Source organism: Ruminococcus albus AD2013, from assembly GCF_000526775.1.
GTDB lineage: Bacteria > Bacillota > Clostridia > Oscillospirales > Ruminococcaceae > Hominimerdicola > Hominimerdicola alba_A.
Genome location: NZ_JAGS01000001.1, coordinates 3,343,422 through 3,364,039 on the forward strand (window position 1 = coordinate 3,343,422; position 20,618 = coordinate 3,364,039).

General features: G+C 45.6%; 15 protein-coding genes, 3 tRNA genes and 3 rRNA genes. 11 read left to right on the top strand and 10 right to left on the bottom strand.

The window, feature by feature from the left end; all coding sequences use genetic code 11:
• Positions 1-17: 17 nt before the first annotated feature.
• The 10 genes from N773_RS0115065 to N773_RS0115110 all read left to right on the top strand — a co-directional run bounded on the left by N773_RS0115065 (position 18) and on the right by N773_RS0115110 (position 8,431).
• Positions 18-368 (top strand): hypothetical protein, encoded by a 351-nt coding sequence (locus N773_RS0115065; protein WP_024858569.1) that lies wholly within the window; start codon positions 18-20, stop codon positions 366-368.
• Positions 369-423: 55 nt separating this feature from the next.
• Positions 424-768: a hypothetical protein gene (locus tag N773_RS0115070; protein ID WP_024858570.1), complete on the top strand. Its 345-nt coding sequence runs from the start codon at positions 424-426 to the stop codon at positions 766-768.
• Between the two features lie 106 nt (positions 769-874).
• Positions 875-1,966 carry a chorismate synthase gene (gene aroC / locus N773_RS0115075; RefSeq protein WP_024858571.1) on the top strand — a complete coding sequence of 364 codons (1,092 nt, stop codon included), beginning with the start codon at positions 875-877 and terminating at the stop codon, positions 1,964-1,966.
• 21 nt (positions 1,967-1,987) lie between these two features.
• Positions 1,988-2,599 (top strand): DUF4364 family protein, encoded by a 612-nt coding sequence (locus tag N773_RS0115080; RefSeq protein WP_024858572.1) that lies wholly within the window; start codon positions 1,988-1,990, stop codon positions 2,597-2,599.
• Between the two features lie 725 nt (positions 2,600-3,324).
• Positions 3,325-4,835 (top strand): 16S ribosomal RNA (locus tag N773_RS0115085).
• A gap of 126 nt (positions 4,836-4,961) precedes the next feature.
• A tRNA-Ala gene (locus N773_RS0115090) sits at positions 4,962-5,037 on the top strand.
• Positions 5,038-5,093: 56 nt separating this feature from the next.
• A tRNA-Ile gene (locus N773_RS0115095) sits at positions 5,094-5,167 on the top strand.
• Between the two features lie 142 nt (positions 5,168-5,309).
• Positions 5,310-8,141: ribosomal RNA gene (locus tag N773_RS0115100) — 23S ribosomal RNA — on the top strand.
• 64 nt (positions 8,142-8,205) lie between these two features.
• Positions 8,206-8,322, top strand: a 5S ribosomal RNA gene (gene rrf, locus N773_RS0115105).
• The 16S, 23S and 5S rRNA genes sit together here with 3 tRNA genes alongside, the layout of an rRNA operon.
• 36 nt (positions 8,323-8,358) lie before the next feature.
• A tRNA-Asn gene (locus N773_RS0115110) sits at positions 8,359-8,431 on the top strand.
• Positions 8,432-8,567: 136 nt separating this feature from the next.
• Here N773_RS0115110 and N773_RS0115115 read toward each other — a convergent pair.
• Positions 8,568-9,149 carry a DUF3592 domain-containing protein gene (locus tag N773_RS0115115; protein ID WP_024858573.1) on the bottom strand — a complete coding sequence of 194 codons (582 nt, stop codon included), beginning with the start codon at positions 9,147-9,149 and terminating at the stop codon, positions 8,568-8,570.
• A gap of 148 nt (positions 9,150-9,297) precedes the next feature.
• On the opposite strand from N773_RS0115115, the gene N773_RS0115120 reads away from it, so the two are divergent.
• Positions 9,298-10,173, top strand: a complete 876-nt coding sequence (locus N773_RS0115120; protein ID WP_024856826.1) for an IS1595 family transposase — start codon at positions 9,298-9,300, stop codon at positions 10,171-10,173.
• A gap of 316 nt (positions 10,174-10,489) precedes the next feature.
• Here the strand turns inward: N773_RS0115120 and N773_RS0115125 are convergent, their stop codons facing one another.
• The 9 genes from N773_RS0115125 to N773_RS0115165 form a co-directional block, all read right to left on the bottom strand.
• Complete coding sequence (locus tag N773_RS0115125; RefSeq protein WP_043537876.1) at positions 10,490-11,104, bottom strand: HAD family hydrolase; 615 nt, start codon at positions 11,102-11,104, stop codon at positions 10,490-10,492.
• 150 nt (positions 11,105-11,254) lie between these two features.
• Positions 11,255-12,409: a DegT/DnrJ/EryC1/StrS family aminotransferase gene (locus N773_RS0115130; RefSeq protein WP_024858575.1), complete on the bottom strand. Its 1,155-nt coding sequence runs from the start codon at positions 12,407-12,409 to the stop codon at positions 11,255-11,257.
• Positions 12,396-13,673: an ATP-grasp domain-containing protein gene (locus N773_RS0115135; protein WP_024858576.1), complete on the bottom strand. Its 1,278-nt coding sequence runs from the start codon at positions 13,671-13,673 to the stop codon at positions 12,396-12,398. Before N773_RS0115135 ends, N773_RS0115130 begins: the two co-directional genes overlap by 14 nt.
• Positions 13,673-14,626: a hypothetical protein gene (locus tag N773_RS0115140; protein WP_024858577.1), complete on the bottom strand. Its 954-nt coding sequence runs from the start codon at positions 14,624-14,626 to the stop codon at positions 13,673-13,675. Before N773_RS0115140 ends, N773_RS0115135 begins: the two co-directional genes overlap by 1 nt.
• 1 nt (position 14,627) lies before the next feature.
• Positions 14,628-15,830, bottom strand: coding sequence for an ATP-grasp domain-containing protein (locus tag N773_RS0115145; RefSeq protein ID WP_024858578.1), 1,203 nt, complete (start codon positions 15,828-15,830; stop codon positions 14,628-14,630).
• Positions 15,827-17,431 carry a lipopolysaccharide biosynthesis protein gene (locus N773_RS0115150; protein WP_024858579.1) on the bottom strand — a complete coding sequence of 535 codons (1,605 nt, stop codon included), beginning with the start codon at positions 17,429-17,431 and terminating at the stop codon, positions 15,827-15,829. The genes N773_RS0115145 and N773_RS0115150 overlap by 4 nt, the downstream gene beginning before the upstream one ends.
• 38 nt (positions 17,432-17,469) lie before the next feature.
• Entirely contained in the window at positions 17,470-18,642 is a 1,173-nt protein-coding gene (locus N773_RS0115155; protein WP_024858580.1) for an EpsG family protein, read from the bottom strand.
• A 149-nt stretch (positions 18,643-18,791) separates the two neighbouring features.
• Positions 18,792-19,763, bottom strand: coding sequence for a glycosyltransferase (locus N773_RS0115160; RefSeq protein WP_024858581.1), 972 nt, complete (start codon positions 19,761-19,763; stop codon positions 18,792-18,794).
• Between the two features lie 17 nt (positions 19,764-19,780).
• The gene (locus N773_RS0115165) at positions 19,781-20,599 is read right to left on the bottom strand and encodes a glycosyltransferase family 2 protein (protein WP_024858582.1); all 819 of its coding nucleotides are present in this window, start codon (positions 20,597-20,599) and stop codon (positions 19,781-19,783) included.
• Between the last annotated feature and the right edge of the window lie 19 nt (positions 20,600-20,618).

Below are 20,618 nucleotides of genomic sequence, written 5' to 3' on the forward strand. Positions count from 1 at the left end.
GACAGGGGGATGGATTTATGGGTATATTGGAAAAGCTCCTTAATGGAGAAATAGACGAACTGAGCGACGGACAGGCTGAAAAAGGTATGCTCAGGACTGTTCGTTTCGGAGGTTATGACAAGAAAGAAACATTGTTCGCAGTAAACAGGCTTCAGGACGAGATATACGCCCTGGAACAGGCACTGAACGCGAAAAAGCTCGAATTGCCTTATACTGTACCTGCGGAGACGGAACTGGCACCGATACGCCATGCGATGGCGGGCGGATTCAGTGAAAAGGATACCAATGCTTATTTTGATGAGCTTTTTGCTAAGATAAGCGATCTTCGGGCTCAGCTTGGAGTGGGCGATACCGAGAAGGACGAGTGATATCGGGTCTTCACGGGAGTATATCAAAAAGACGATAAGACGGGAGGTAAATGATATGGGATTTTTCAGCAGACTTTTCGGTGGAGATGACGAGGGAAGACCTTCTGCACCTGCGGCAGCGGAAACAGGTATGCCGCCTATACTCAGGACTTCGAGAAGCGGCGGCTATGACAAGCGTGAAACGCTTGTGATGCTGGATAAGCTGACGACTGAAAAGGTGCTGCTTGAAGAAGCACTGGCTGCCAAGAACAGCGGTGCGCCATATCAGATGCCGCCGGAAGCGGATATAACTGTGCCGAGTACTGTGAAGATGGGCGGATTCAACGAAGAAGACGTTAATGAATACGCGGAAAGCCTGGCGGCGGAGAATGCTTCGCTGCGTGCAGGATTGCTCGGATAGGAAAAAAGCACACATTTGTGTGCTTTGATATCTTTCGCAGATATGTGTGAGATATCAAAGTACACAGAGAAATTGAGGAATAGATTCAGTACAGGAGGAAAGTAAGATGTCATCAACATGGAAAAACAATATAAGTTTCACTGTTTTCGGTGAAAGTCACGGACCCGCCATAGGTGTCTGCATGGACAATGTTCCCCCGGGGGAAAGCATAGATGTGGACAAGATATACAAGTTCATGGCTCGCCGTGCGCCCAAAAAGGACGGCACGACAACTATGAGAAATGAAAAGGATATCCCGCAGATAATCTCGGGTTTCCATAACGGCAAGACAACGGGAACTCCGCTGGTGGCTATGATAGCTAACAGCGATCAGCATTCGCAGGATTACAACAACCTTTCCAGACTGGCAAGACCCGGTCATGCAGACTATACAGGCGCCCTGAGATACCGTGGTTTCAACGATATACGCGGCGGCGGACATTTTTCGGGCAGACTCACTGCGCCCCTGTGCTTTGCGGGTGCTGTGGCACAGCAGATACTGGAAAAAAGAGGTATATATATAGGTGCGCATATCTCGGAGATACACGGCATAACGGATAAGGCTTTTGACCCGATAAATACTTCAAGACAGGATATAATCGACCTGAAAGAGAAGGATTTCCCCGTAATTATCGATGTTCAGGGAAATGAGATGAAAAAGGAGATACTCAATGCCCGCGAAAATCAGGACAGTGTGGGCGGTATCATCGAGTGCATCGCAATAAATGTTCCCGCAGGTATCGGTTCGCCTATATTTGACGGTCTGGAGAATTCCATAGCACAGCTGATATTCGGAATACCTGCGATAAAAGGTCTGGAATTCGGTGCAGGCTTTGATGTTGCTAAAATGACTGGTTCGGAGAACAATGATGAGTTCTATGTCAATGAGAGAGGCATAGTTGTAACAAAGACTAACAATCACGGCGGTATACTGGGCGGTATATCCTCTGGTATGCCTATAACACTGAAGGTGGCTGTAAAGCCTACGCCTTCAATATCACAGCCTCAGGAGACTATCGACTATTCAGCCATGAAGAACGAGACACTGGTAGTAAAGGGCAGACATGACCCGTGTATAGTAGCGCGTGCTGTACCCTGCGTTGAAGCGGCGGTAAGTCTGGCTGTACTCAGCCATATGCTGGAATACCCAAATTTTTAGAAAGTTTCCCGAAGGAGGGTGATGGCAACGATAAATAATCCCGAAAACTTTATTTCAGGGAGCATGAAGAACGTCACGGAGGTATACCGTGTTCAGATACTGCTGGCGTATTTCCTCAGCAGGATAAATCAGCTCTGCACACCGAATCAGCTGACGGAGATAGCGACGGGAGAAGGGATAGTCAACTATTTCGACTATACAGCCGCTATAAGCGCTATGCTGGAAAACGGAACCATCGAGGTGGCGGAGATAGAGGGAACGGAGTACTATCGTCTTACGGAAAAGGGCAAGAGCGGTGCGGAAAGCTTCAAGAAGCAGGTGGAGAAGAGCCTGCGCGACAAGATATACGCGTCGGGGCTCAGATTATTCGCACAGCTGAAAAGCGAGATGGATATAAGCTTTGATGTGACACCTGAGGGAAGCGGTTTCAATGTGGGATGCAGGTATATCGACGGAGATATGACCCTTATGGATATAAACCTTTATGCACCTGATGAAGATCAGGCCAATTTTATCAAATCGAAGATAAAGATGAACCCTACTGATTTCTATTGCAGGGTGATAGACTATATTATAGAGAACGAAGAGTACGTGCCCAGCGTTGCCGAAGGCGAGGACATGATGCTTTTCTGACAGAAATGCTGTGGTATTTTGTGACAGATGTTACGAAAATGCCGCGGCTTTTTTATTAGATAATGAACGTTGAATCTAACTGTAGAAAGTGTACAGAAAATTTACCTGATTATGAAAATCATTTTACGTCGAAAAGTGTTGACAAACGCGCAAAAAGGTGCTATAATAATTAAGCTGTCAACGAGAGAGCACGAAAGAGCGTAGGAAAGCGCGGGAAACTTAGGGATAAGAGAACGAGCGCTGGAGCAGTTCAGAAGAGCGAAACTCAGAAGCAGCAAAAATTTATCACGAAAAGCACTTGACAAAAGAGCAAAAAAGTGATATAATAAAAAGTACCGCACAAGAGAGAAGTTCAATAAAAAAGAACTAAGCTCGGAAATAAAACTTCAAAAAAGTTCTGAAAAGGGCTTGACAAACGAAGAAAAATGTGGTATAATAAAACAGCTTATAACGCACAAAGAACTCTGAAAAGAGTTCAAAAAAATCTTCAAAAAACTTCTGAAAAGGGGTTGACAAACGAAGAAAAGTGTGGTATAATAAATGAGTTGTCTGACAAAGACAGACAACGAAAGGCATCTTGAAAATTGAACAACCAAGAATACGAAAACCCTTGAAAATACTTTGAGGTAATCGAAGTAAGAGTCAAGTAAAGACTATAAAATGCAAACGTTCAGTGAAACGAAACTGAGATTTTAATTACTCTGAGAAGAGTATTAGGATACAACTTAATTAAGAGTTTGATCCTGGCTCAGGACGAACGCTGGCGGCACGCTTAACACATGCAAGTCGAACGAGCGAAAGAGTGCTTGCACTCTCTAGCTAGTGGCGGACGGGTGAGTAACACGTGAGCAATCTGCCTTTCGGTGGGGGATACCAATTGGAAACGATTGTTAATACCCCATAACATAGATAAGCCGCATGACCTATCTATCAAAGATTTATTGCCGGAAGATGAGCTCGCGTCTGATTAGGTAGTTGGTGAGGTAACGGCCCACCAAGCCGACGATCAGTAGCCGGACTGAGAGGTTGAACGGCCACATTGGGACTGAGACACGGCCCAGACTCCTACGGGAGGCAGCAGTGGGGAATATTGCACAATGGGCGAAAGCCTGATGCAGCGATGCCGCGTGAGGGAAGAAGGTTTTAGGATTGTAAACCTCTGTCTTTGGGGACGATAATGACGGTACCCAAGGAGGAAGCTCCGGCTAACTACGTGCCAGCAGCCGCGGTAATACGTAGGGAGCGAGCGTTGTCCGGAATTACTGGGTGTAAAGGGAGCGTAGGCGGGATTGCAAGTCAGGTGTGAAATTTAGGGGCTTAACCCCTGAACTGCACTTGAAACTGTAGTTCTTGAGTGAAGTAGAGGTAAGCGGAATTCCTAGTGTAGCGGTGAAATGCGTAGATATTAGGAGGAACATCAGTGGCGAAGGCGGCTTACTGGGCTTTAACTGACGCTGAGGCTCGAAAGCGTGGGGAGCAAACAGGATTAGATACCCTGGTAGTCCACGCCGTAAACGATGATTACTAGGTGTGGGGGGACTGACCCCTTCCGTGCCGCAGTTAACACAATAAGTAATCCACCTGGGGAGTACGGCCGCAAGGCTGAAACTCAAAGGAATTGACGGGGGCCCGCACAAGCAGTGGAGTATGTGGTTTAATTCGAAGCAACGCGAAGAACCTTACCAGGTCTTGACATCGTACGCATAGCATAGAGATATGTGAAATCCCTTCGGGGACGTATAGACAGGTGGTGCATGGTTGTCGTCAGCTCGTGTCGTGAGATGTTGGGTTAAGTCCCGCAACGAGCGCAACCCTTACTGTTAGTTGCTACGCAAGAGCACTCTAGCAGGACTGCCGTTGACAAAACGGAGGAAGGTGGGGATGACGTCAAATCATCATGCCCCTTATGACCTGGGCTACACACGTACTACAATGGCTGTTAACAGAGGGAAGCAAAACAGTGATGTGGAGCAAAACCCTAAAAGCAGTCTTAGTTCGGATTGTAGGCTGCAACCCGCCTACATGAAGTCGGAATTGCTAGTAATCGCGGATCAGCATGCCGCGGTGAATACGTTCCCGGGCCTTGTACACACCGCCCGTCACGCCATGGGAGTCGGTAACACCCGAAGCCTGTGTTCTAACCGCAAGGAGGAAGCAGTCGAAGGTGGGATTGATGACTGGGGTGAAGTCGTAACAAGGTAGCCGTATCGGAAGGTGCGGCTGGATCACCTCCTTTCTATGGAGAAGCGAGAAGTAAAATTCTCATAAACAAATCTCCGGTCAGCAAGTGGTGGAAACAGTCGGTTGTTCAATTTTGAAGATGTCTAAAGCATCTTTAAAAGAGCATAAGAGTCCCTTAAACGGGGGTGTAGCTCAGCTGGGAGAGCACCTGCTTTGCAAGCAGGGGGTCAGGAGTTCGATCCTCCTCATCTCCACCATGGGACGAGGACAGAGAGAAAAGCTGACAAGCTACAGGCAAGAACATAACTCGTTTGGGCGCATAGCTCAGGTGGTTAGAGCGCACGCCTGATAAGCGTGAGGTCGGTGGTTCGAGTCCACTTGTGCCCACTGAGGACGAAAGTCCTCTGACAGTAACTTGAAAATTGAATAATGAAGCAATATTAAAAGTAATGCAAATGAGGAAAACGACTAAAAGAAATTAGTCGGGAAAACTACAATCAGCATAACATTAAGGATAACATAATTCTAAGGTTAAGCTAATAAGAGCGTAGGGAGAATGCCTTGGCATTAGGAGCCGATGAAGGACGTGATAAGCTGCGATAAGCTGCGGGGAAGAGCAAGTATCTAGTGATCCGCAGATTTCCGAATGGAGCAATCCGCATGAGTATGCTCATGCACTGTACAGTGAATAAAATAGCTGTATGGGGGGAACCGCCTGAACTGAAACATCTAAGTAGGGCGAGGAAGAGAAATCAACCGAGATTCTGTGAGTAGTGGCGAGCGAAAGCGGAAGAGGCTAAACCAGAGGTAGCAATACCTTTGGGGTTTTGGACAGCATTTAGCATTGTAATGATTTAGTTGAATCGTGTGGGAAAACGAACCGTAGAGTGTGAGAGTCACGTAAGCGAAAAGTCAGAGCAGCGAGCTGTATCCGGAGTACCGCGGGACACGTGAAACCCCGTGGGAAGATGGGGGGACCATCCTCCAAGCCTAAATACTACCTAATGACCGATAGCGAATAGTACTGTGAAGGAACGGTGAAAAGAACCCCGGGAGGGGAGTGAAAAAGAACCTGAAACCCTATGCTTACAAGCACCGAGAGCCCGTCAATGGGTGATCGGGTACCTTTTGTAGAATGGTCCGGCGAGTTATTGTATGCGGCAAGGTTAAGTGCTTAAGGCACGGAGCCGAAGCGAGAGCGAGTCTGAATAGGGCGAATAAGTCGTATGCAATAGACCCGAAACCGAGTGACCTAACCATGTCCAGGCTGAAGTGGAGGTAAAACTCCATGGAGGGCCGAACCCACGTCCGTTGAAAAGGCCGGGGATGAGGTGTGGTTAGCGGTGAAATTCCAATCGAACTCGGATATAGCTGGTTCTCTCCGAAATAGCTTTAGGGCTAGCCTCATGACAGATTACCGGAGGTAAAGCACTGAATGGGCTAGGGGTCGAAAGATTACTGAACCTTATCAAACTAAGAATGCCGGATAATCGATTCATGGGAGTCAGACTGTGTGAGATAAGTCTCACAGTCAAAAGGGAAACAGCCCAGACCCACAGCTAAGGTCCCAAAGTACATTTAAGTGGAAAAGGATGTGGGGTTGCATAAACAACCAGGATGTTGGCTTAGAAGCAGCCACTCATTAAAAGAGTGCGTAATAGCTCACTGGTCGAGTGACCCTGCGCCGAAAATTCAACGGGGCTAAAATGTACACCGAAGCTTGGGATTGTCAGTAATGACAGTGGTAGGAGAGCGTCGAATAAGGGGTGAAGTCAGAGCGGAAGCGCTGGTGGACTTTATTCGAGTGAGAATGCCGGAATGAGTAGCGAGAATTATGTGAGAATCATAATGGCCGAAAATCTAAGGTTTCCTGAGGAAGGTTCGTCCGCTCAGGGTAAGCCGGGGGCTAAGGTCAGGCCGAAAGGCGTAGCCGATGCACATACGGTTGAAATTCCGTAGCCACCGAAAGATTTAAGTATAGGGACGCTTCGAAAGTGATGTTGCCGGGCGATGGTTGACCCGGTCGTAAGGGATCGAAAATAAGTAGAGAAGTCATCATGGACGGAGACAAGAAAAGCTATATGTATATCTTAGGTGCCCGTACCGCAAACCGACACAGGTAGATAGGAAGAAGATTCTAAGGCCAACGGGAGAAGGGTTGTTAAGGAACTCGGCAAGTTGACCCCGTAACTTAGGGATAAGGGGTGCTTGAGTGATCAAGCCGCAGAGAATAGGCCCAGGCGACTGTTTAGCAAAAACACAGGTCTCTGCTAAATCGAAAGATGACGTATAGGGGCTGACACCTGCCCGGTGCCGGAAGGTTAAGAGGAGATGTGAGAGCATCGAATTGAAGCCCCGGTAAACGGCGGCCGTAACTATAACGGTCCTAAGGTAGCGAAATTCCTTGTCAGGTAAGTTCTGACCCGCACGAATGGTGTAACGATCTGGGCACTGTCTCAACAACCCGCCCGGCGAAATTGTAGTACCGGTGAAGATGCCGGTTACCCGCGACTAGACGGAAAGACCCCATGGAGCTTTACTGTAGCCTAATATTGGATTTCGGTATTTCATGTACAGGATAGGTGGGAGACTGGGAAGCATTGGCGTCAGCTGATGTGGAGTCACTGTTGGGATACCACTCTTGAAGTGCTGGAGTTCTAACCTGCGGCTTTGAATCAAGTCGGGGGACATTGTTAGGTGGGCAGTTTGACTGGGGCGGTCGCCTCCTAAAGAGTAACGGAGGCGCTCAAAGGTTCGCTCTGCATGGATGGAAACCATGCGTCAGAGTGTAAACGCAAAAGCGAGCCTAACTGCGAGAATGACGGTTCGAGCAGTAACGAAAGTTGGAGTTAGTGATCCGGCGGTATGTGAATGGAAATGCCGTCGCTCAACGGATAAAAGCTACCCTGGGGATAACAGGCTGATCTCCCCCAAGAGTCCACATCGACGGGGAGGTTTGGCACCTCGATGTCGGCTCATCGCATCCTGGGGCTGAATTCGGTCCCAAGGGTTTGGCTGTTCGCCAATTAAAGCGGTACGCGAGCTGGGTTCAGAACGTCGTGAGACAGTTCGGTCCCTATCTGTCGTGGGCGTAGGATATTTGCAAGGAGCTGTCCCTAGTACGAGAGGACCGGGATGGACGCACCTCTGGTGCACCAGTTGTCACGCCAGTGGCACAGCTGGGCAGCTATGTGCGGAACGGATAAACGCTGAAGGCATCTAAGCGTGAAGCCGCCCTTAAGATAAGATATCCCATCTTTATGAGTAAGACCCCTTGAAGACTACAAGGTTGATAGGCACAAAGTGTAAGTGCAGTGATGCATTAAGCTAGCGTGTACTAATTGGTCGAGGGCTTATCCTAAATTATGTTAATCCTTAAATTACCCTTCATTATTCAATTTTGAGGTTATTGTCCTCAATTAATAGTCGGTGATCATTGAGATGAGGTCACACCTGTTCCCATGCCGAACACAGAAGTTAAGCTCATCTTCGCTGAAAATACTCGGCGGGCGACCGCCTGGGAAAATAAGTTGTCGCCGGCTCTCCCAAAACACTCTTCGGAGTGTTTTGGCATATCTGCCTCCTTAGCTCAGTCGGTAGAGCATGCGGCTGTTAACCGCAGGGTCGTTGGTTCGAGTCCAACAGGTGGCGCTTAGTTACTAGCTCTGAAATGACGTAAATCCGTTGTTTCAGAGCTTTTTGTTTTGCATGGTTTCTTTGCTTGGTCTTTGTTTGGTCAATAGAAAAAAGGCACAGCTTTCACAATGAAAGTTGTGCCTTTGAAATATCAGTCTATCATCACCATAAGCATCGGTACAATCATGAATATTAAGCCGAATATCAGCAAGAACAGCATCTGAGGGATACTTTTGCGGTAGATGGTAAGAGGATCACTCGGATCGATCATTAGTGTGCGCTCTTCACCAACGCGGGGAACATCAATGTTGCTTGAATTGCTTTCGTGGTGTTCATAGTAGTTTCCATTAAAATAGTATCTCCAGACAGGGCTGTAAGTTCTAGACGTAGTTCCGTCAGAATCTCTGCTTACAGAGACATGAAGATCATGACATACTGCAGTAACAGGCTGAGTACAGTTCTTTTTCTTTGAACTGCAATTAAAAATGGTAGTCCAGAATACAATGCTGCCAATGATGAAAAAGAGCAATCCGAAACCGATCGGAACAACGTTCCCTGCAAAAAGCTTGGCTATCAGTACTACAGCTATAGAAAGAAGTGCTGTTATAGCAAGACTTTTTTTCAACGGTGAATAATCAGCCCTTGAAGTTCCCCTTATCACACCATCAGACATATTCATCGGGTCGTATGGTGCGCGGTACAGATCTTTCGGCGGGTTGTCATATACGTTCATATGATTGTTGCTGTCATGGTACGGCATTCTATTACATGGTTATCCCTTTAACACACCACAGATAATTTACAATGCTGTCCAAATAAACAGACCTCAAAAACCAGAAAATATAGTATAATAGTGACAGAAACCGAAGGGAGCTGTCGCTATGTCAAAAAGATTTCCGAAACCTGAGATCACACTTGATGGGATATACTCAAAGTTCGCAGACGATGACTTTTGCAAGGATTTTCTGCTTGATATCCGCTTTGAAAAGGGCTTTGCCTGCCCGTTTTGCGGTGGCTCTGAGTACCGCAGGATAAGGTCACGTCATCTGCTGCGCTGCAAGTTATGTAAAGCAGATATTTCCGCCACAAACGGAACTTTTATGCACAGAACACATATTCCGCTCAGACTGTGGATAATCACCGCATTCCTCGTTATGAGCAACAAATGCAGCGTGTCCGCTGTTACTCTAATGAGAACTCTTGGCGTGACTTACAAGACTGCCTGGTACATCCTTCATCGCATCAGAAAAGCCATGAAATGCCGTGAAGAACGCTATTTGCTCGACGGGATCGTTGAACTTGATGACACGTATCTCGGTGCTCCGACTCACGGTAAAAAGCGTGGCAGAGGAACTGAAAAAGTCAAGATGATCGTAGCTTTATCAAAGAACGCAGCAGGAAATCCCGAGTACGTTAAAATGAGCGATGTGCCGAATTTAAAGGGTATAACTGTGGGTAGATTTGCCAGGGATAATATCCGCGCAGGTTCTAAGATCGAGAGTGATAATGCCCGAAGTTACAAGAAGCCGCTGGCACAGAAATACTTCCATATTTTTGAGACATATGATCCGACAAGCGGTCAGCTGAATTGGATGCATAAAGTTATATCAAACTTCAAAGCAATGATCATGGGAACTTATCACGGAAACGAAAAGATCCATACAGCGTTGTATGCTGCCGAATACTGCTACAAATTCAACCGCCGTAAGCTGGGAAACAGTGCGTATTTAAGGCTCTTGGCTGCTTTGGTTCAGTGATCTTACTTGTGGTGTGTTAAGGGGATAACCATATTCTATTATATTCGTCATATATGCCATTTGTGTCGTTAAATTTTTTTTTAAGGTCAAGCATGGTATTTACCTCCTGTTTTCCTTTAGTAAATAGATTATACCACAAACATTTCAAAAAGTCAATATCATTTACTGTAAATTTACCTTTTCTTTTTACAGGACAAATCCCTATTGACAGCATATAGTAAAAATTGGTAATACATCAGCCGTTATTATTGATACGGCCATAGAACATTTTATACCTATCTGTAACGCTGATCGTATCCGCTTCCGTCAGTTTATATCAGAATATTTCGGTCAGTTCTATAAGGCTTTTAATGATATGATCGGGGGCTGATCCGTTGTTATCAAGCTGCTGATAAGCTGATATGCCCTGCTTTATCCAGATCGTTTTCATACCAAGTAACATAGCGGGGTAGATGTCATTATCGAGTCTGTCGCCGATCATGGTGGCATTTTCCGGGGAACAGTGTGATATTTCCAGAGCTTTTAAGAATATCTTTTTGTCAGGCTTTGAGATGCCGAGTTCGGCTGATGCTGCCACTGTGCTGAAATATTTCAGCAAGCCCCAGCTGTGAAGCCTTTCTTCCGTGCCCGGGGACTGGTTTGCAATTACACCCAGTTTATATCCCTTGCCATGGAGATATGCAAGCACTTTTTCGGCATCGGGATAGGGATATTCGTCTTCGCTGTGCCAGGGTGTTCTTTTCAGACCGAAGTATTCTATTGCTTCTATATCGCCCCGCAGGTTCTGCGATGCGAAGTATTTTCGCATTTTATTGAACTGCTCAAATGTTATGTCTGTGCCTTCGATGGCATCGTATATCCTGTGTTCGTAGGCTTTTGTTTCGTCAATGAGGGTCGAGCCTATATCGAAAAATATCCATTGTGTTTTCATAATGATCTTCCTGTCATAATTATTGGTAGTAACTTTCTATCTGACAGTTTATCATGATCTGATTGTGCTGTCAAGACGGATTTTTCTTTTGATATTCATATGAAAAAATACCGCTCCGATAACAAACTCGGAGCGGTAAAATTTTTCGGATTATTTTTTGCAGGAAAGAATGATATCGCAGATGAGATCGACCTGTTCCTGTTTAAGATCGGCGTAGAGCGGCAGAGTGAGTACCTGCTTGCTGATCTTCAGTGCAATCGGTGTATCGTTGGGATCGAATTTGCCGTTGAAGCAGTCGAATGTATTGGTGAGAGGGTAGAAATACTTCCTTGCGAAAATATTGTGTTCTGCAAGCACGCTGTATACCTCGTCACGGTCACAGCCGAACTTTTCAGGTTCGATGATAATTGGGAGATATGCGTAATTGGGTTTTACATCTGGAGCGTTCTTATTCAGTCTGATGCCCTCGGTGTTGTCAAGGCGTTCGTGATAACGCTCAACAACTGCGCGGCGCTTGTTTATCTCGTCATCAACATGGCGGAGGTTGCATATGCCCATAGCGGCACAGAATTCGTTCATCTTTGCGTTTGCGCCTACGGATTCAACGATCTCGGGTCCGTGGATACCGAAGTTTTTCAGATCGTAGATAGCGTTTCCGAAAGCGGGGTCCTTAAAGCAGACCGCACCGCCCTCAATAGTGTTGAATACCTTTGTAGCGTGGAAGCTGAAGCAGGAAACATCGCCGTAAGAGCCTATGCCCTTGCCCTTGTAAGTTTCGCCGAAAGTATGTGCGGCATCGTAGATAACTTTAAGACCGTACTTATCTGCGATGCGCTGTATCTCCTCGATATTGCAGATATTTCCGTAAACGTGAACGGGAACGATAGCTGAGGTCTTATCGGTTATCAGAGATTCAAGCTTTGTGGTATCGATAGTGAAGTTATCGTGGTCGATATCGCAGAAAACGGGAGTCAGACCGTTTCTGACTATGGCGTGTGTTGTGGAGGCAAAGGTGAAGGGAGTTGTGATGACTTCGCCTGTGAGACCCAGTGCCTGCATGGTAAGTTCAAGCGCCATATGACCGTTTGTCAGCAGGTCGAGCTGTTCAACGTCCAGATATTTTTTAAGGTCCTCCTGAAGCTTTTTGTGTTTGGGACCCATATTTGTGAGCCAGCGTGTATCCCAGATATCACGTATCTCCTCGCAGTACTCCTCATATTCGGGCATAGAGGAACGTGTCACAAGTATTTTGCCTGTGACGTACTTATCTATCATTTTGGTATAGTTTTTATCATTTGAGTTCATCTGCATCATATCTCCCTATCAGCATATTATTTCCTTCTTCATCAAGCACTCTGACGGTGCTGTATATCTTTTCGATAGTATCACGGAGTTCCTGTTTGTCATCCGAGCACATATAGATACGCGCGAACACCTGGGAGTAATCCGCAGGGAGCTTGCACACGGTACCGACTTTCATTTTAGGGCAAACATAGATAACGCACTTTTCGTTCTTTATCTCGTCAAGTCCGCTGATACTTGCTATCGTACCTTTAGTGGCGAGCAGTGTAAGTGTAACGCCTGTTTTATCTAAGCGGGGAACATCTTTCTCATTGATGATACTGTCATCGCCCATTGTTCCTGTAAGTGCATGGCGTATCATCATCTGTATAACGTTCATGCCGTTGATGAAATCTGAGTAGTGGAAGGTAAGTGAACCTTCAAGGCGGTAACCGAGATCAACGGTAACAAAATTGCCGTTTTTCATCTTGCCCTGCATAAGCGCATAGCCGTTTTTCATACCCAGTGAACGGAACAGTTCTCTGTACTGAGCGTCCTGCTTTTCTATAAAGCTTTCAAGATATCTTGAGGGGTATACATTTCCGACTGCCTGCTTTATTATACCTTCGCCGAAGCCGAAATCTACCATTATCCTGTCAAGGGAGTTGGAAAGTGTTGCTGTGCCGTTGTGGATAGTGTAGAAAAATACAGGCTCGTATCTCGGGTCATCACCGTCAAGAAATTCTTCAATGATAGCCCGTCCGCTGATGGAACTCTTGCAGGCGTTCTCGTATGCTTTATTCAGTTCTTCGCGGTCTTTGCAGACAGATACACCTCTGCTTCCCGCATTATCGACAGGCTTGACGATAACGGGAAAACTGATATTTTCATCATGGATATCGTATGCAGAGGTTGCGGGGATACCTGCATTTATGCAGGCTTCACGGAATTTATCCTTGCTGAATATCGTTTCCAGATCTGCACCCTCGGTGTAACAGTAAAAGCCCATTCTTTTACATAATTCTGTCAGGCACTCAACTCGTCTTTCGCTGTATCCTGCAAGACAGCCGTCAACATTTCTTTCCCTGCATAGTTTTTCCAGCGCGTCCATATCCGACCAGCTGAGATCATAGGCTTCATCAGCCACATATTTTGCAGGTGCCAGCGACCAGTCGGTGTGGTTGTCGGTGACGATAGTATACACGCCGAGTTTCTTTGCTTCGTTTATTATCTCGATCTCGACGGTAGTTGCGCCGAGTATCAGAAGTCTTTTACCTTTAAGATCCATTATAATACTCCTGTTTCTTCCAGCTTTTCAAGGATATATCCCATGTCCTGCGCATCATACCTCTGATCGACAGGCAGGGGCAGGATATTTTTTGCGTAAGTATATTCAAGACAGTTCTCATCGCAGTTATCGAATACATCGCCCCAGAGAGTGGGTACGAATATCTTCATCTGCTGGAGCTTTTTACGTATCTCCGATCCGTTTTCGATATATAGAGGATACATAAATGCACCCTCGGGTACGGTGATATTCAGCTTATTTATACCGCCAAGACGGTCATGCAGAATTTTGAAATTTTCCGTTCTGCGGGATATGATCCGGTCATAGTCGTAAGACCTGAGCAGGTCTGCTGTGAGCTTTGACATCTCTCTGATGGGTTCATCGGCGAAGAAATGGTTGTTATCCGATGATTCCTTGTAGAATTCACCTGCGTTCCTTTCGTACCTGCCCAATATGTAATGTATGCGTTCAAAAGATTCATCACGGGGGATATCGCGGGTGAGTTTTTTGTCTGTGTAGAGGAAAGCGCCATCGGGAACACCGAAATATTTACGGCAGGTATACAGCGTAGGTACGTACTCGGCGGGGTGCTGAAAATAGCTTTGTGAGTTATCAAAGATCACACGGCTGAACTTCTGCTTATAAACGTTTACTTCCTCATTGGAGATCTGACCGTAGTAATTGACGATATACAGCCATTCATCGGGGGCAAGGTCGTTAATTACGGGTCGGAAGTTTTCATCTATATGGTAGTATCCGACCTTGGTGCCGTATTTAAGGCAGACATTTCTGACCGAGCTGCATAAAAAATATGGCAGCCTGATCTTTTTGATACCCTCGGCTTCGATAAGGTAGGCAAGGCAGTTCCTGCCGCAGTTCAGCGGGACTGCGCCTTCGTGGTAAACCGTGCCGAAGTAGTTTTCAAATTCGATATATCCGCCTATCTCTTTCATCTCAGTCAACCTTTACACTAATCCATTTTTCGGAATTATCCATCATATCAAGCATTTCATCAAGGCTGTCGAACTTCATCAGCAGTATACCGAGGGTGGTATTCGCGCCTGTGAAAGTGGTGATCTTGTCACCGGGCTTTACTATGATATGATCTTCAACGATCTTCTTTTTTGCATCTTCGGCGATATCTATCGACTTTAAAATGCCGCTCTGATAGCTGTGAACTGCGTAGTAAGCGTAGAATGTGTCATAGGGGGACATCTTCACATCGCTGAGTGACATACCCATTGCCGCTTTAACAGCGCACTCTACAAGATCAACGCCTGTGCAGTACTTTATGATATCGGGGATATAATTTCCGCCGTCACGGGGTGCGACCTCCATGAGGTATACATTATAGTCCTTGTCGATACGCATATCGAAATTATATGTGGTAGTGCCCATATCAAGGAGAGTCAGCAGACGCTGTATCTCGTTATGTATCTTGGTCTGTACATCTGCGGGCATATTGTAGGGGAAGCTTGCGGAAACAGGTACGAAGGGGTTCTCGCATTTAGGGTCGAAATGGTCGTTGGCAAAACACCTGAATACCAGTTTGCCGTCGATGGAAAGACCGTCGCCTGCTATCTGGTAGCCGAACTTTTCCACAAATTCTTCCACGATTATTTTATGACCTCTTGAAAAGGACATAGCATATGCAAGCTTTTCGGATATCTCCTCAGCGGTATCGATCCTGCCGACACCCTTGCTTCCTGAGGAATCGACGGGCTTGACAATGACAGGAAAAGTGAATACGCCCTCTTTGAGGTCTTTTTCAGCAGGGGCTGTATCCTCATAGCCTCTTGCTTTAGGGGTGCAGAATCCGTTCTCGGCAAGGAATGCCCTGAATTTATCCTTATTGCAGAGGATATCAACCGAACGGTAGGGGCTTCCCGGAAGACCCATTTTTTCTGCTACATAAGCAGCCGTAGGTGCAGCGGGGTCGGAGGCGTATGCAAGCACGCCGTCAACGCCCTCTTTTTTTGCGACTTCCAGCACGGCATCTTTATCCGTGGTGCTTACGAGATAGAATTTATCGGCAGCGTACTGACCCGGGTTATCGGGAAGATAATCGCAGAGAACAGTATAGCAGCCCAGACGCTTTGCGGTCTCAATGGCAACTACCTGCTGCGCTGAACCGCCAAGCAATAACAGTTTTTTCACTTTCTTTTTCCTCTTTTCAAGATCTTATTTAGACGTGCTGAGAATATTTCTTGCAATGATGCGCTTGAGATCGATTTTTTTCCCAAAATCTTTTTCACCATATTCAATATGTAATCGAAACATTCCAGTTTAAATAATTTTGCCAGTCCCACATAAGTTATCACACCCAGGGGTATCTGTATAAGCAGTGTAGGTATATCTTTCATGTGCAGTAATGTTATGGAGTATACCAGTGCGCCCATGACTGTAGCGATTCCCAGTGATGGGAGTATATCCGTCATCTGCTCTTTATAGCCGTAATTCAGCAGCTTTCTGTTCGGTGATGCGTTAACAAAGCAGGATAACAGTGTTGAACAGCACTGACCGAGTACGATAGCCAGCGGGGTATTGAAGACAAATACGGTGATAGCAAGTATACAGATACCGTAGCTTTTCTTTATGAATTCCAGTTTAAGGAACATATCGCTCCTGCCCTGTGCGTTGATAGCCTGCAGGTTAGCGGTATGTACAGGCCAGAATGCGTATACGAAGCAGTATGCCTGTAAAAAGGGTACGCAGGGCATCCATTTATCGCCCAGCAGTAAATGGATCAGTGGGCTTGCGACCACTGCTATGCCCATACACACGGGGAATATCAGGAAGGAACTGGTAACGATGGATCTTCGCATCATGCTTTTGATCTTGCTGTTATCGCCGTTATGCTTTGAAAGCGCGGGCAGCATAACTCCCTGTATCGAGCCGTTGATATTGTTTATGATTATTTCGGGGAACTGCTTGCCTCGGTTACAGTATCCCAGTTCTTCTTTTGTATATTTTTTGCCTATTACAAGGTTCTGGAGCTCACGGTAGATAACGTCTATCAGGGCGGATACCATAAGTTTCCAGCCAAAGGAGAAAAGAAGTTTTATGCGGTCCCATTCGAGGACACGCTTAGGTCTCCACTTAACTATAAGGAGAAGCAGTATACATACAGATATACGGCTTGAGAGCTGCTGTCCTACCAGTGCCCATACGCCGCAGCCGCATAAAGCCATAACTATACCAACAGTACCCGATATGAAGACCGAACCGATGGTACAGTACATAAGTTCCTTGAAACGCATCTCTCTTGCGACTTTTGCGTTCTGTATCGAGTTGAATGCACCCGGTATCAGTACCAGTGCCAGTACCCTCAGCAGGTTTTTCAGCTGGGGCATATCGTAGAAAGCCGCAACAAAGGGGGCTGTGAAAAACAGTACAATATAAAGTACAATTGCGATAAACAGGCTGACATGGAAAATCGAAGAGTAGTCATTTTCCTTGACATCCTTGCGCTGTATCAGTGCGGTGTTGAGACCGCTCTGTACAAACACCTGTGAAATGCTTATAAATACTGTCAGCAGGGTGATGATACCGTACTGCTTGGGTCCGAGTATCTTGGCGAGTACAAGCTGTACTATAAAGGCTATGCCCTGATAGCCCGCACGTTCAAGAAACTTGAAAAACAGAGATTTGATAACTACTGATTTTTCAGCCTGGCTATTCGGACTTTCAGCCTGATCATTTGAATTATCAGCCCGGTCATTGAGTTCAAGTTCTAATTTATCTTTTTTTAAATCCAAAACGTATTTCTCCTTTTTGCTTCCTTACATATCCCCGATCATCTGAATATGTAGTGGTTTGATCCGGACCAGTTGTAAAGCATTACCCATACAAACCAGTACCATCCCATAATGACAATGAGCGCAGCGTTGACTTTGATCTTGTCCTCGATCTTTTTACGCTTGAACGCATATGTGAACATAGGAACGATCAGTATAGTGAACATATCGCAGTAGAGCGATATTCTTATGCCGTATATCGTTCTGAACAACAGAAGAACGTATGTGTAGAAAGCAAATCCCAGAACGGGCAGTATTCTGATGTTTTTATCATAGTCGGGTTTGATCTTTTTGATGATACGCAGAGGGATCAGCAGAAGCAGGAACCTGTATACCCAGTCAAAGAAAACGTGCTTGTTGAAGCCTCTTATTCGCAGATAAACGGTGGTATCCGAGCTGAATACGGCTTCGATGTTTTTTGCATACTTTTCAGGCAGCAGGGAAAGTGCCAGCAGCAGACGGCTTATGCTTCTCAGGTTTACGATCAGCAGGAGAACGGTCACCACGAAGGCGATCTTTGTTTCCTTATTTTTCTTGCCGTTGAGGAACTGAGCGACAAATATGAAAATAAGCCCGAATACCGCCGAAAAGTGGAATGAGAAAGCCACGATGAAGCACGCGACCATCTTGCGGTATTTCTTTTCTGTCATATATACGTAGAACAGCATGATAAATACTGCCGATACGCTCTGTTTCATAACGTTGAAGGAGTTGTTGTAGAACAGGAACATATAAGCGAGCATCGTCTGCCACATAGGTGTTACAGAACGGTATTTATATGCTATCAGATATATCGGGACTATTACCATCACCTGTGAGGTGAAAAGAAGTGCGCCCGCATCATCGGAGAAGATCGACGATATATATGCAAGCAGGGCATAGCCCACAGGCTCGGTAGTAAGCTCGAAAGTTTCGGAGAAGGTAGACGTATTCGCAAGATCGAAAGTTCTTATGGCATATTCAAGAACGTCTTTACCTACGGTATCCGCACGCATACCGGCAAGAAGCGACGGTATCAACAGTGCGATGAAAGAATAGAATATCGCTAAGCGTTTAGCAATTCGTTTTTCAGTTTTTATATACAGATCAAATTTCTTTTCTGCCTTATAGGTGAAAAAGCACGTAAGAGTGAAGACAGTAAGATATAAAAAAGTACTTGCACTGATACTCATTAGATCTCTCCTATAATATTATTTATCTTAAAACGGTTTTCTGACGTATCCCGACCGCAGATGCATAATGTATCGTCATCTGTGATCGGCATACGTGAAGACCCGATATGGATTTTCACTATTTATAATGACTTTTGCCGTGATCGTTCTTACGATCTTTTTATCTTCTTTTTCAGATCGGCTATGAAAGGAAGTAGGTCCTTGACATCATATTTCAGCCTTTCGTACAGGGTAAGCTCGTTGTATACCCCCGATGCTTTCATTCCTTTAAGGTCATTAAGGTGCTGATAGTATATCAGTTCCTTACGTTTTATGATATGTTCGATCTCGCTGTGATATTTGCCTTCGGTGAATTCATCGAATTCTTTCAGCAGACCGCAGTGACGGTCGAAGAAGTTCTTTTTCAGCTTTTCGGGGTCAGTCTTTATTGAACCCGAAGCGGAGTTCGGGTTGTTTGTGCGGTAGGCGCTCATAATCTCGTTGAAGTAATGTGCACAGCCGTCATAGGTGGTGACAAGTCTTACTACCAGATCGAGTGATGTGGAGAAATTCAGTATAGGACGCAGATTTTCTGTTCTGCCCACGATAGATGCTGTGGGAGTAAAGTCCAGCATAATAAGTTCGCCTACGGATATATCGGTACCCTCGGGCTTTTCCAGGGCTTTGTACAGCTTTTTGTCGTTCCACATTTTGCGGGGGTAGAAAGTTTTGAGATAATTGTCATCTGTATCCACCACATTTGCGTTATGGAAAGTCATATTACATTCGGGGTGATTTTCAAGATAGTTCACCTGCTTTTGCAGTTTGTTCTCATCACACCAGTAATCGTCACCTTCGCATATAGCGAAATACTTTGTCTGTATAGCGGGTATAACGTACTTCTGAACGATGTTTATGCCCTTGCTGTAACGATTCTCTTCCTGTATGATAGTCTGTATCTTATCGGGATACTTCTGTGCGAACTCTTCAATGATAGCTATCGAGCCATCGGTCGAACAGTCATCATGGACAAGCACCTTATATTCAAAATCTGTTTTTTGTGTGCAGATGCTCCCCAGACATTTTCTAAGCCATTTTTCGTGATTGAAGCTTACAATGCAAACCGTTGCGATGGCAGCCATTTATGCTATCTCTCCTTTTACAATTTATATCCGTCAGCCACGCCTTTGAACATACTTTTCAGCTTATGGAATTTATCGTTCTCGTAAAGCAGTGTCTGTATCATTCTTTTTACAACTCTCACATCAGACTTGATACCCAGCTTGTACTTGCGTTTCAGGTAGATGCTGTTGCGCACCCAGTAGTATTTTCTGAGAGGGGAGTGGTTGAAGATGATGATATTTTTTCCGAAGAATTTTTTTGAAGAGCTTCTTCCGACTTCGTGGAGGAAGCCTGTATAATTGAGTCTTATTATCTTGCAGCCGTTCCTTGTCAGGGCGTAGCAGATATCATAATCCACCATATCGATGAACAGTTTTTCATCAAATCCGCCCACGGATTTGATACACTTAACGTTATTGAACGCCCCTGAGGTTATACAGAAACTGACTTTTTCGTACTCCTGTGTCATACCGAAATCGACTTCAACGCTTCGGTCTTTGTACTTTGAGGTTATTATACCAATGTTATCTTTGGCACGTTTTGCGAACCTGTCGTATGTTTCAATGATATCGGGTTCACATACGGTATCCTGATCGAGGGTCAGCACCCATTCTTCACCAAGTTCGTCAGCTTTATCGATTATCTGGTTCAGGGCTTTTGCAATGCCGTAGTTATCATCGTTCCTCACATAAGTGATATTATCGTATTTTGCCGTAAGTTCTGCTATCTCGTCGATATTTTTTGAACCGTTATCGATGAGTATGAGTTCGTTCACCTGCGGTGCGATAGCCGAGATATTTTCCTCCAGCCTTTTTATATCGGGATTATACAGCACTATCCCTGCGGCATGAGCCATAGTTCAGACCACCCTTTGA